Origin of the sequence: Isoptericola sp. NPDC057391, from assembly GCF_042668085.1 — a bacterium.
Classification (GTDB): Bacteria; Actinomycetota; Actinomycetes; order Actinomycetales; family Cellulomonadaceae; genus Isoptericola.
Map to the genome: position 1 here is coordinate 1 of NZ_JBHVBO010000141.1, position 11,640 is coordinate 11,640.

Annotated in this window: 13 protein-coding genes; 7 read left to right on the plus strand and 6 right to left on the minus strand. The window is 73.2% G+C overall.

Annotated features, from left to right (window positions below):
• Nucleotides 1-141 precede the first annotated feature (141 nt).
• The gene (locus ACFUVW_RS15775; protein ID WP_430572275.1) at nt 142-756 is read left to right on the plus strand and encodes an NYN domain-containing protein; all 615 of its coding nucleotides are present in this window, start codon (nt 142-144) and stop codon (nt 754-756) included.
• An 11-nt stretch (nt 757-767) separates the two neighbouring features.
• Here ACFUVW_RS15775 and ACFUVW_RS15780 read toward each other — a convergent pair whose 3' ends face one another.
• The gene (locus ACFUVW_RS15780; RefSeq protein WP_430572276.1) at nt 768-2,015 is read right to left on the minus strand and encodes a winged helix DNA-binding domain-containing protein; all 1,248 of its coding nucleotides are present in this window, start codon (nt 2,013-2,015) and stop codon (nt 768-770) included.
• Between the two features lie 106 nt (nt 2,016-2,121).
• Here ACFUVW_RS15780 and ACFUVW_RS15785 point away from each other — a divergent pair, with 106 nt between their 5' ends.
• The 4 genes from ACFUVW_RS15785 (at nt 2,122) to ACFUVW_RS15800 (ending at nt 5,691) form a co-directional block, all read left to right on the plus strand.
• Nucleotides 2,122-2,859, plus strand: a complete 738-nt coding sequence (locus tag ACFUVW_RS15785; protein ID WP_430548634.1) for a response regulator transcription factor — start codon at nt 2,122-2,124, stop codon at nt 2,857-2,859.
• Nucleotides 2,856-4,463, plus strand: a complete 1,608-nt coding sequence (locus ACFUVW_RS15790) for an ATP-binding protein (RefSeq protein WP_430572277.1) — start codon at nt 2,856-2,858, stop codon at nt 4,461-4,463. Before ACFUVW_RS15785 ends, ACFUVW_RS15790 begins: the two co-directional genes overlap by 4 nt.
• A 115-nt stretch (nt 4,464-4,578) precedes the next feature.
• Nucleotides 4,579-5,283 (plus strand): hypothetical protein, encoded by a 705-nt coding sequence (locus ACFUVW_RS15795; protein WP_430572278.1) that lies wholly within the window; start codon nt 4,579-4,581, stop codon nt 5,281-5,283.
• A gap of 117 nt (nt 5,284-5,400) precedes the next feature.
• On the plus strand, nt 5,401-5,691 hold the full coding sequence (locus ACFUVW_RS15800; RefSeq protein WP_430572279.1) for a WXG100 family type VII secretion target: 291 nt from the start codon (nt 5,401-5,403) through the stop codon (nt 5,689-5,691).
• 54 nt (nt 5,692-5,745) lie between these two features.
• Here ACFUVW_RS15800 and ACFUVW_RS15805 read toward each other — a convergent pair whose 3' ends face one another.
• From ACFUVW_RS15805 to ACFUVW_RS15825, 5 genes are all read right to left on the minus strand, one after another.
• Nucleotides 5,746-6,084, minus strand: a complete 339-nt coding sequence (locus tag ACFUVW_RS15805; RefSeq protein WP_430572280.1) for an L-rhamnose mutarotase — start codon at nt 6,082-6,084, stop codon at nt 5,746-5,748.
• A 172-nt stretch (nt 6,085-6,256) separates the two neighbouring features.
• Complete coding sequence (gene groL / locus ACFUVW_RS15810) at nt 6,257-7,882, minus strand: chaperonin GroEL (protein ID WP_430572281.1); 1,626 nt, start codon at nt 7,880-7,882, stop codon at nt 6,257-6,259.
• Nucleotides 7,883-8,256: 374 nt separating this feature from the next.
• Nucleotides 8,257-8,460 carry a cold-shock protein gene (locus ACFUVW_RS15815; protein ID WP_416344544.1) on the minus strand — a complete coding sequence of 68 codons (204 nt, stop codon included), beginning with the start codon at nt 8,458-8,460 and terminating at the stop codon, nt 8,257-8,259.
• A gap of 142 nt (nt 8,461-8,602) precedes the next feature.
• Nucleotides 8,603-9,286 (minus strand): LytR C-terminal domain-containing protein, encoded by a 684-nt coding sequence (locus ACFUVW_RS15820; protein WP_430572282.1) that lies wholly within the window; start codon nt 9,284-9,286, stop codon nt 8,603-8,605.
• 93 nt (nt 9,287-9,379) lie between these two features.
• On the minus strand, nt 9,380-9,733 hold the full coding sequence (locus tag ACFUVW_RS15825; protein WP_430572283.1) for a DUF3263 domain-containing protein: 354 nt from the start codon (nt 9,731-9,733) through the stop codon (nt 9,380-9,382).
• A gap of 268 nt (nt 9,734-10,001) precedes the next feature.
• Here ACFUVW_RS15825 and ACFUVW_RS15830 point away from each other — a divergent pair, with 268 nt between their 5' ends.
• Both ACFUVW_RS15830 and ACFUVW_RS15835 read left to right on the plus strand, forming a co-directional pair.
• Nucleotides 10,002-10,652, plus strand: a complete 651-nt coding sequence (locus ACFUVW_RS15830) for a uracil-DNA glycosylase (protein ID WP_430572285.1) — start codon at nt 10,002-10,004, stop codon at nt 10,650-10,652.
• Between the two features lie 51 nt (nt 10,653-10,703).
• Nucleotides 10,704-11,597 (plus strand): SGNH/GDSL hydrolase family protein, encoded by an 894-nt coding sequence (locus ACFUVW_RS15835; RefSeq protein ID WP_430572284.1) that lies wholly within the window; start codon nt 10,704-10,706, stop codon nt 11,595-11,597.
• Nucleotides 11,598-11,640: the final 43 nt, after the last annotated feature.

An 11,640-nucleotide genomic window follows, 5' to 3' on the forward strand; every position in this document is an offset into this window, starting at 1 on the left:
GCTTAATTGCTCCTAAATCGGGGTTTTTGAGGAGCATTTCAGCACGCTCGATGCGTCGGGGGGTGCCGTCATTCGGCCATCGCCCCGCCCAGTGGTCCACCCACGAATCGTTGTGGGGACGGTGCCGATACGCTGAGGGGCATGTCTCCCGCCTTCTCCGCCCCGGCCCCCGCGAGCGCACCCGCCCCCGCAGAGGCCACGGGCCGCCGCACCTACCTCCTGGTGGACGGCGAGAACATCGACGCCACGCTGGGCATGAACGTGCTGAACCGGCGGCCGAACCCCGAGGAGCGCCCCCGCTGGGACCGCATCTCGACGTTCGCGCAGAAGCTGTGGGACCAGGACGTCGTCCCGCTGTTCTTCCTCAACGCCAGCAGCGGGCAGATGCCGATGGCGTTCGTGCAGGCGCTGCTCGCGATGGGCTACAAGCCGATCCCGCTGGCATCGTCCGGCACGGAGAAGGTCGTCGACGTCGGTATCCAGCGCACGCTGGAGGCCCTGGCCGACCGCGACGGCGACGTCCTGCTCGCGAGCCACGACGGCGACTTCCTGCCGCAGATCGAGGCGCTGCTCGGCGACGAGCGCCGCGTGGGGCTGCTGGCGTTCCGCGAGTTCGTCAACGGGCAGTTCGCGCAGCTCTCCGAGCGCGGGCTGCAGATGTTCGACCTCGAGGGCGACGCCGACGCGTTCACCGCCCCGCTGCCGCGCGTGCGGATCATCCCGCTCGACGAGTTCGACCCGCTGCGCTACCTCTGACCCGTTGTGGTTCAGCCGGCGGCGAGCAGCTCCCGGTAGAGCGGGGTCGTGTAGCCGGGGGTGAACGTGCTCCCACCCAGGACGGCGCCCAGCCGCTGCGCCTCGGCGGCGACGGCGGCCTCCCCGTCCGCCCCGACGTCCTCGAGCAGCCGCCACGCGACGTCGCCGTCGGGCCGCACGATCCACAGCCCGACGATCCGCCCCTGCCACCACACGGTGGCGCCCGCGTTACCGGCGCTGTCGAAGATCCGCTCGCGGTGCGGGCCCAGGTACCAGTCGCGGGCGGTCCAGCCCATCGTGGTGGGGTCCAGGGTGGGCAGCAGCGCGGCGTGACCGCTGACGACGTCGTCCAGGGCGGGGTCGAGGTCGGCGTCCAGGTCGGTGTCGCGCAGCATGACGCCGTCGGCGACGACGGGTTCCCCGCCCGGCGGGCCGACCTCCACCTCGACCTCGCGCGCGTCCAGGGCGGCGACGGCCCGGCGCGCCTGCCCGAGGTTCCAGCCGGTCCACCACCGCAGGTCCGCCACGGTGGCGGGCCCGAACGCCTCCAGCCACGCGCGGGCGAGCTCGACGCGCGCCTCCTCCTCGTCCATCGCCGGGATCCCGTCGGGGAACCAGTCGGACATCGGCGACCACACGTGCCGCGGCGACGACCACGCCCCGCGCGGCTCGCCGCGCACGACGGTGCCCTCCGCGGAGAGCACCGACAGCAGCGGCGACGTCATGGTGCGGCGCACGTCCCACGCCTTGTCCGTCGTGGGCAGGAAGGCGGTGCGCAGCAACGGCGCCGCCCGGGAGAGCTCGGCGCCGTCGAGCGGCCCCGCGGCGAGGGCGGCGTGCACCTGGGCTTCCGCGTCCGCGAGCAGCGCCTCGGGGTCCTCGACGACCGGGTCGGTGGGCAGCGTCGCGAGCTCCTTGAGCAGCCGCGTGCGCAGCCGTCGCCCCACGTCCGTCGCCACCGCCGCGTGCACCACCGGCACGACGTCGCGCGGCACGACGAACATCGTGCGGCGCATGCCCAGCACCTTGACGAGGCTGCGCCGCGCGAACAGGGCGTCGCGCACGTCGTCGAGCCCGAGGTCCGGCACCCGCGCCAGGACCGCCAGGTGCACGCTCGGGGCGTCCGTCGCGTGCAGCGCGACCAGCCGCCGGGTGACCTCCTCCGGCGTCGTCGCCGCCGGCCCTCCGGGCCGGTCCGCGCCGAGCGCGAGCTGTCGTACGACCAGGCGCCGCCGGCGCTGCTCCCCCGTGATCCGCACCCCGCCATCATGGTCGCGGCCACCCACACGCGCGCTCTCCCGGCGCACCAGCACCGTCCGAGCCCCTTCCCAGGCAACGCTCAGACCCCGGTCGCACACTGAAGTCATGAGCGCACCCGAGGCACGTCTCGTCGTCGTGGACGACGAGCCCAACATCCGCGAGCTGCTGTCCACGTCCCTGCGTTTCGCCGGGTTCGAGGTGCACGCCGCCGGTGACGGGAACGGGGCGCTGCAGCTCGTCCGCGACGTCGAGCCCGACCTCGTCGTGCTCGACGTGATGCTGCCCGACATGGACGGCTTCACCGTGACCCGCCGCATGCGCTCCACCGGCCGGCACACTCCCGTGCTGTTCCTCACCGCCCGCGACGACACGCAGGACAAGGTGCAGGGGCTCACCGTCGGCGGGGACGACTACGTCACCAAGCCGTTCAGCCTGGAGGAGGTCGTGGCCCGCATCCGCGCCGTGCTCCGCCGCACCCACGCGGGCGAGCCCGAGGACGACGCCGTCCTGCGCGTCGGCGACCTCGAGCTCGACGAGGACTCGCACGAGGTGCGCCGCGCCGGCGTCGAGATCGACCTGTCCCCCACCGAGTTCAAGCTGCTGCGCTACCTCATGCTCAACGCCGGCCGCGTGCTCTCCAAGGCGCAGATCCTCGACCACGTGTGGCAGTACGACTGGGGCGGCGACGCGAACATCGTCGAGTCCTACATCTCCTACCTGCGCCGCAAGATCGACAACCTCTCCGTCACCGGCCCCGACGGCGACGACGTCACCCTGCCGCCGCTCATCCACACCAAGCGCGGCGTGGGCTACCTGCTGCGGGCGCCCCAGGCGCCGCGATGACCACGCCCACCCCCGGCGCGCCCGTCGCCGCCCCGAGCACGACGGCGGACGGGCGGGCCCTGCCCGCGGACCCTCGGTCGGGGTCCACACCGCCGCCCGATCCCCCGGCGCGGTCCGCCCCGTGGTCGTGGCTCGAGCGGTTGCCGCTGCGCACCCGCCTGGTCACGATCACCGTCCTGGTCCTGGCGGCGGGCCTGATCCTGGCGGCCGTGGTGACCCGCACCGTCGTCTCCGGCTACCTCGTGGCGCAGACGGACCAGCAGCTCACGCAGTCCGCCAAGGGCGTGGCGAACATGACGCTCAACTCCGCCGGCGACCTGGCGCAGCGCGCGCCGAGCGAGTACGTCGTCATCCTCCGTGACGTCGACGGCGCCACGTCGGAGCCGACGGTCTGGCCGGCGACCGAGGAGAAGTACGGCATCCCCGACATCCCCGACGAGCCGGTCTCGGCCGTCGTCGACCGCGGCCTCGAGCCGTTCACCGTCCACTCGATCGGCGGCGCCGAGCCCGGCGACTGGCGGGTCGTCGCGCTGCCGTACGGGTCGTCCGGCACCATCCAGGGCGCCGTGTACGTCGGGCTCCCCCTGGCGGAGGTCCAGCACACGGTCGCCTATCTCACGCGCTCGCTGCTGTTCTCGGCGCTCGGCATCGTCATCCTCGGCGGCGCGATCTCGTTCCTGCTGGTGCACCGCTCGCTGCGGCCGCTGCGCCAGATCGAGACGACGGCGGCGGAGATCGCCGCGGGCGACCTGTCGCAGCGCGTCCCCGAGCGGCCGACGTCGACCGAGGTGGGCTCGCTGTCCGCGTCCCTCAACACGATGCTCGCCCAGATCGAGCGCGCGTTCTCCGCCCAGGAGGAGTCGGAGCGCCGCATGCGGCGGTTCGTCTCCGACGCGAGCCACGAGCTGCGCACCCCGCTGGCCACCGTCAAGGGGTACGGCGAGCTGTACCGGCTGGGAGCGCTCGACACGCCCGCCAAGGTGGACGACACGATGGGGCGCATCGAGGACTCCGCGCGCCGCATGAGCACGCTGGTCAACGACCTGCTGGTGCTCGCGCGCCTCGACGAGGGCCGGCCGATGCGCCGCGAGCCCGTGGACCTCGGGGCGATGGCCCGCGACGCGGCCCAGGACCTGCACGCCCTGGACCCGACGCGCGAGGTGGCGGTGACCGGGCTCGCGCCGGGATCCCCCGCGCCGTCCGGCCCCCTCGTGACCGGCGACGCCGACCGCCTGCGCCAGGTGCTGACCAACCTCGTGGGGAACGTGGCGAGGCACACACCCGCCGGATCCCCGGCCGAGCTGGCGGTGGGCCGGGCGCCCGACGGCGGCGCCGTCGTCGAGGTGCGCGACCACGGCCCGGGCATCACGCCGGAGCAGGCGAAGCGCGTGTTCGAGCGGTTCTACCGCGCCGACTCGTCACGGAACCGGGAGTCCGGCGGCTCCGGCCTGGGGATGGCGATCGTCGCGGCGATCGTCGGCGCGCACCAGGGCCACGTGTCGGTGAGCGAGACGCCCGGCGGCGGGCTGACCGTGCGAGTTCTCCTCCCGTCGGCGGACGGCTACGATGGCGCGTCGTCCTCCTCCGACCGACCGGAACGCTGACCAGCAGGCGTGGCCAGCCCCCTGACCGCGATGCGATGTCGCACCGCGGTCGTAGTCTGGCGAGGAGGAGGACAGTCCGAGTCCGACGACCGAAGGTCTGATTGCGATGGGCGTCATGAGCGCCGACGCGCCCCAGTGGTTCCTCTCCGCGTTCGTCCGCACCTGTCACGGCGCGGGCGCCACCGCCGACGACGCGGAGATCCGCTCCGTCGGGGAGGAGCTCATCGACCGGTGGTCCGCCCCGGAGCGCCACTTCCACAACCTGCGCCACCTGGCCGACGTCCTGCACCGCGTGGACGAGCTGTCCCAGGAGACGCACGAGCCCGACCTGGTGCGCCTCGCGGCCTGGTACCACGGCGCCGTGTTCGACGCGACGCGCAAGGTCGCCCAGGCGACCCAGGGCGGCGAGCAGACCACGGTGAGCGCGAACCTCGCGCGCACGCAGCTCACCCGGCTCGGCCTGCCGGACGCCGCGGTGGAGCGCACCGCCCGGCTGGTCGACTCGATCGACCGGCACAAGCCGCTGCCCGACGATGTCGACTCCGCGGTGCTCAACGACGCGGACCTCGCGATGCTGGCCGCCGAGCCGCAACGCTACAAGGAGTACATGGCGAACGTGCGGGCGGAGTACTCGCACATCCCGCTGCCCGACTACCTCGACGCCCGGGTCCGCGTGCTGACCAAGCTGCTGCAGCGCTCGTCGCTGTACTTCAGCCCGATGGGCGCGGCGTGGGAGGAGGCGGCGCGGCAGAACCTCGACGGCGAGCTGCACCGGCTGATGAAGGAGCGTCGCCTGCTCGCGGAGAAGCCGGCCTCCTGACCGCTCGCCGCGCCGGGTTGTCCACATGCTGTGGACGACGGCGGCCGCGGGGCCCGCGCGCTCCGTAGCGTCGTCGTCCGCAACCCCCGCAGGGGGCACGGCGACGAAGGAGGACACGTGCGGTACGAGGTGGACAGCGAGCGGGTCGCGCAGGCGAGCGCGGCGGTGAACGGTTCCGTGGCGGCGATCCGCTCCGAGGTGGGGGCGATGATGCGGCACCTGCAGGACCTGCAGTCCAGCTGGCACGGCGGCGCGGCGACGCAGTTCGCGGGCGTCATGGGCCAGTGGCAGGCCACGCAGACCCAGGTCGAGGCGGCGCTCGACGCCGTGACGGCGGCCCTGTCGTCGGCGTCGCGCACCTATGCGGACGCCGAGGCCCAGGCCACGCGGCTCTTCGTCGCGCGCTGACCCGCGAGGAGGGCGTCCCGCGTCGTGCGGGGCGCCCTCATCGCGTCCCGGGCGTCACGGCGTGCTCCCCGCGCGCTGGGCCGCGAGCGACCACACCTGCTCGAGCGGGACGAACCCGTCCGCGCCGTCGGCGTCGCGGAACACCTCGACCCAGCGGCCGATCGACGCCTGCCACGCCACGTTGGCCGGGTCGTCGTCGAGCGCCGCCATCGCGGCGTCGAAGTCGTCGCAGTCGACGACGTGGAAGAGGCGCTCCCCGGAGCGCCAGATCGTCCACCCCCGGATGCCCACCCGGGAGAAGGCGGCGTCGAGGTCATCGGGGATGGCGGCGTGCTCGGCGCGGTAGTCGTCGACGGCGCCGGGGCGCAGGACGGAGTGCAGAGCGACGATCATGCGGCGCCCACGGGTTCACGGTGCACGACCCGGATCCTCCGGCGACCCACGACGCGATGTCAACCGTCGGACGATGTCAACCGTCGGACGTCACGCCCGCACGCACGACGGGCCCCCACCCCGCAGGGTGAGGGCCCGTCGTCGAACCGTCAGGCTCTGGCAGGACTCCGGATCAGAAGTCCATGCCGCCCATGCCGCCGTCGCCACCCGGGGCGGCCGGTGCCGGCTCCGGCTTGTCGGCCACGACGGCCTCGGTGGTGAGGAACAGCGCGGCGATCGACGCGGCGTTCTGCAGCGCGGAGCGCGTGACCTTGACCGGGTCGTTGACGCCCGCGGCCAGCAGGTCCTCGTACGCGCCGGTGGCGGCGTTGAGGCCCTCGCCGGCGGGGAGGTTCTTGACCTTCTCCGCCACGACGCCGCCCTCGAGGCCGGCGTTGATCGCGATCTGCTTGAGCGGGGCCGAGATCGACGCGGCGACGATCTGCGCACCGGTCGCCTCGTCACCCTCGAGCTCCAGCTTCGGGAACGCGGCGGCACCGGCCTGGATCAGCGCGACGCCACCACCGGCGACGATGCCCTCCTCGACCGCGGCCTTGGCGTTGCGCACAGCGTCCTCGATGCGGTGCTTGCGCTCCTTGAGCTCCACCTCGGTGGCCGCGCCGGCCTTGATGACGGCGACGCCGCCGGCCAGCTTGGCGAGGCGCTCCTGGAGCTTCTCGCGGTCGTAGTCCGAGTCCGACTTCTCGATCTCGGAGCGGATCTGGTTGACGCGGCCCGAGATGAGCTCGGCGTCGCCCGCACCCTCAACGATCGTGGTCTCGTCCTTGGTCACGACGACCTTGCGCGCCTGGCCCAGCAGGTCGAGGGTCGCGTTCTCCAGCTTGAGGCCCACCGTCTCGGTGATGACCTGGCCGCCGGTGAGGATCGCGATGTCCTGCAGCATGGCCTTGCGGCGGTCGCCGAAGCCCGGGGCCTTGACGGCGACGGACTTGAAGGTGCCGCGGATCTTGTTCAGCACGAGGGTGGCCAGGGCCTCGCCCTCGACGTCCTCGGCGATGATGAGCAGCGAGCGACCGGCCTTCATGACCTGGTCGAGCACCGGCAGCATGTCCTTGACGTTCGAGATCTTCGACTCGACGATCAGGACGTACGGGTCCTCGAGGACGGCCTCCTGGCGCTCCGGGTCCGTCTCGAAGTAGCGGGCGAGGAAGCCCTTGTCGAAGCGCATGCCCTCGGTGAGCTCGAGCTCGAGGCCGAACGTGTTCGACTCCTCGACCGTGATCACGCCCTCCTTGCCCACCTTGTCGAGGGCTTCGGCGATGAGCTCGCCGATGGAGGCGTCGCCGGCCGAGATGGCGGCCGTGGCGGCAATCTGGTCCTTGGTCTCGATCTCGACCGCGGCGTTGAGCAGCTGCTCGGTGACGGCCTCGACGGCCTTCTCGATGCCGCGCTTGACGGCGATCGGGTTGGCACCGGCGGCGACGACGCGCAGGCCCTCGCGCACGAGCGCCTGGGCGAGCACGGTGGCGGTGGTGGTGCCGTCACCCGCGACGTCGTCCGTCTTCTTGGCGACCTCCTTGACGAGCTCCGCGCCGATCTTCTCGTACGGGTCGTCGAGCTCGATCTCCTTGGCGATGGAGACACCGTCGTTGGTGATCGTGGGGGCGCCCCACTTCTTGTCCAGGACGACGTTGCGGCCCTTGGGGCCGAGCGTGACCTTCACGGTGTCGGCGAGCTGGTTGAGCCCGCGCTCCATGCTCCGACGAGCTTCCTCGTCGAACGCGATGATCTTGGCCATGGGGACTGATCCTCCGCTGGTGGCTGAGATGGCCGGCCGGCGCCCGCGACGGACGACCCACCCCGCGGCGTTCAGGTCACGCACGCGCGGAGGGTCTCACCGAACGACCCGAATGCTTCACCCGCGGCCCAGGAGAACGCCGCCCCGGGAGGCGGCTGTCACTCACAGGCCGAGAGTGCTAAGCCATTATTGGCACTCTCGGGTGGCGAGTGCAAGACGTTCGCCGAGGGCGTGCACCGCGAGCGGACCGCGCGGAGACGACGAAGGCCGGCACCCCCGGACGCGTCCCTGCGTCCTGCGGTGCCGGCCTTCGCGACGACCTGCCGGTCGAGCCGCTGGTCGACGGCTGGTCGACGGCTGGTTCGACGACGTGGTCAGAGCGGGCGGACCTGCTCGGCCTGCGGACCCTTCTGCCCCTGGCCGACCTCGAACTCGACGCCCTGCCCCTCGTCGAGGGTGCGGTACCCGTCGGTCTGGATGGCGCTGTAGTGGACGAACAGGTCCTGCCCGCCCGCGGTCGGGGTGATGAACCCGTACCCCTTCTCCGCGTTGAACCACTTGACGGTGCCCTGGGCCATGTACCTCTCCTCGTGCTCCTCGGCCGCAGGGCAGGCACCCCGCGGTGAACGGGAGCCTAGTAGCGGCGATCGCGGCAAGGGAAGCACCGATGTCCGGAATGTCGGCATCCGAGATGCCGACGTCCCGGCGGTGCGTCGGACGTCAGCCCACCGGCGACTTGAGGACCACCCAGACGGCCTGCTCGCTGGCCGTCACGTCGTCGGACTGCTGCACGTTGGCCGGGTCGACGCCGAGCGACTCGGCGATGGCGCTGGCGGTGTCCGCGCGGTCCGCGCCGTACAGCACGGTCGTGTCCTGGTAGGAGCTCTTCATCTCGTCCGGCGCGTCCTCGGCGGCCACGTCGGTGAACCCCTCGGCCGCCAGCGCGCTCTGCCCCGCGGCGGCCTGACCGGTCGCGCTGCCCTCCGTGATGGCGTTGTAGACCATGACGGACGCCTCGAGGTTCGCGGCCGCCGGGTCGCCGGGCAGCTCGGTGGCCGCGTCCGACTCGCCGTCCGTCGGCTCCTCCGAGGCGTCGTCGCCCTCCTCGCCGTCGGCCGGGGTCTCCTCGTCGTCCGCGGGGGGCTCCTCCGAGGCGGCGGCGTCCGGCTCGTCGGCGCCCGCGCCGGCGGACTGCTCGGCCGCGGGAGGCGTGGCCGGCTCGCCGTCGTCGGACAGGAAGGAGACGATGCCGACCGCGAGGCCGCCGCACACGACGACGATCAGCAGGAACGGCCACACCGAGCTCCACCCGCTGCGCGGCTCACGATGCACACCGACCGGCGTGCCCTCGGGCCCGCGGACGTCGAACTCGTCGGGCGGGTAGGGGTAATGGCTCTTGCTCACGGCGGACAGGGTAGCCGTTCCAGGTGTCCGCCCGTCCAGGCCGCTCTCAGCAAGCCTCTGGCCTGCCGGTCCGCCCAGGTCACGGGCGCGTCGTCAGCCCTGGCCGTCGGAGAGGCGCCGCGCGGACCGGGCCCGCTGGCGCGTGGACCGCATCCGCCGCAGCCGCTTGACGAGCATCGGGTCGTGCTCGAGCGCCGCCGGCGAGTCGATGAGGGCGTTCAGCACCTGGTAGTAGCGCGTCGCGGACAGCCCGAACAGCTCGCGCACCGCCTGCTCCTTCGCCCCGGCGTACTTCCACCACTGCCGCTCGAAGGCCAGGATCTCGCGGTCGCGGTCGGAGAGGTCGCCGTCCGCCGGCGCCGCGGACGACGCGGTGGACGACTCGGTCGCCGTCGTGCCCGACGCCTCCGGGTCAGGCTGGACCTCCTGGACCAGGATCTCGCTCATGGCGTCCCAGTATGGCGCGTCCGCGCGCCCGTCCCGACGACGTCGCCCCGCGCGCCGCGATCCCGCGAGCTGTCAGGGCAACACGCAGGTTCTCGTGCCCCTGGCCCTGACAACTCGCGGGCGACCTGGACGTGTCAGGGCCAGGGCCATCGCAACGTGCCCCTGGCCCTGACAACTCGCGGGGCGGGTGCGCTAGCGTCGCGGCGTGGACACCCCGACGACGAGCAGCCCTGCCACGACGACCACCCGGCCGCCCCTCGACCAGGTCATGGCGCCGGACTGGGCGGCCGCGCTCGCCGACGTCGAGCCGCAGATCCACGCGATGGGCGACTTCCTGCGCGCCGAGGTCGCCGCCGGCCGCACCTACCTGCCGGAGGGCCCGAACATCTTCGCGGCGTTCTCCCGGCCGCTCGCCGACGTGCGCGTGCTCGTCGTCGGGCAGGACCCGTACCCCACGCCCGGGCACCCCATGGGGCTGTCGTTCTCCGTGCAGCCGCACGTGCGGCCCGTCCCCAAGTCGCTCGTGAACATCTACACCGAGCTCGCGGACGACGTCGGCGTCCCCACCCCGTCCAACGGCGACCTGCGCCCCTGGGCCGACCAGGGCGTCATGCTGCTCAACCGCGTGCTCACCGTGCGGCCGGGCACCCCGGCGTCGCACCGCGGCAAGGGGTGGGAGCAGGTCACCGAGGCGGCGATCAAGGCGCTCGTGGCGCGCGGCGGCCCGCTCGTCGCGATCCTGTGGGGGCGCGACGCCGCCTCGCTCAAGCCGTGGCTGGGCGACGTCCCCACCGTCGAGAGCGCGCACCCCAGCCCGCTGTCCGCGTACCGCGGCTTCTTCGGCTCGCGCCCGTTCTCGCGCGTCAACGCGCTGCTCGAGGCACAGGGCGGGATGCCGGTGGACTGGCGCCTCGTCTAGACGGTGTCGCCCCGGGCGCACTCCCTCCGCGCGAGGAGCACAATGGCGGGCGTGACCACGCAGGCCCCCACCCCGACCCCTGACGGCACGACCCCCGGCGCCGCCCCCACCCCCGCACCCCCGTGGGCGCGCTACGTCGCGATCGGCGACTCGTTCACCGAGGGCCTGTGGGACCCGTACCCGTACGACGACGGCACCCCGGCCCCGGCAGGCACGGAGTCGGACGCGAAGCAGCGCGGCTGGGCCGACCGGCTCGCGGGCGCGCTGTCGGAACGCCGCACCGCCGCCGGCGCACCCGGCCTGGAGTACGCGAACCTCGCGATCCGCGGCCGGCTGCTGCGCCACATCCTCGCCGAGCAGCTCGACGTCGCGCTGGCGATGCAGCCGGACCTGGTGTCGTTCGTCGGCGGCGGCAACGACATCCTGCGCCCCCAGGCCGACGTCGACGTCCTGTCGGCGCAGCTCGAGGAGGGCGTCGCGAAGCTGAGGGGCGCGGGCGTGGACGTGCTGCTCGGCACCGGGTTCAAGGCGGGCAACGGGCTGAGCTGGACCCGCGGTCGCGTGGGCCAGTACAACGCGAACATCTGGTCCATCGCGCAGAAGCACGGAGCGCACGTGCTGGACCTGTGGGGCCTCGACCCCCTGTTCGACCTGCGCATGTGGGCCGACGACCGCATCCACCTCACCCCCGAGGGGCACCGCCGCGTCGCCGACGCCGCGCTCGTCGGCCTGGGCCAGGCGCCCGACGACCCCGACTACGCCGTCGCGCTCGACCCGCTGCCGCCGCAGGCGTTCGTCGAGCGGGCCCGCGCCAACGCGCAGTGGGCGCGCACGCACGTCGTGCCCTGGGTGCAGCGCCGGATCAAGCACACGTCCAGCGGCGACGGCCGCGCGCCGAAGTGGGGCGAGCCCGCCGCCTGGCCCCCGGCGGACGGGGCGCGGTAGCCGCACCGGGCGAGCCGGGGACGACGACGGGGCGGACCGTGGC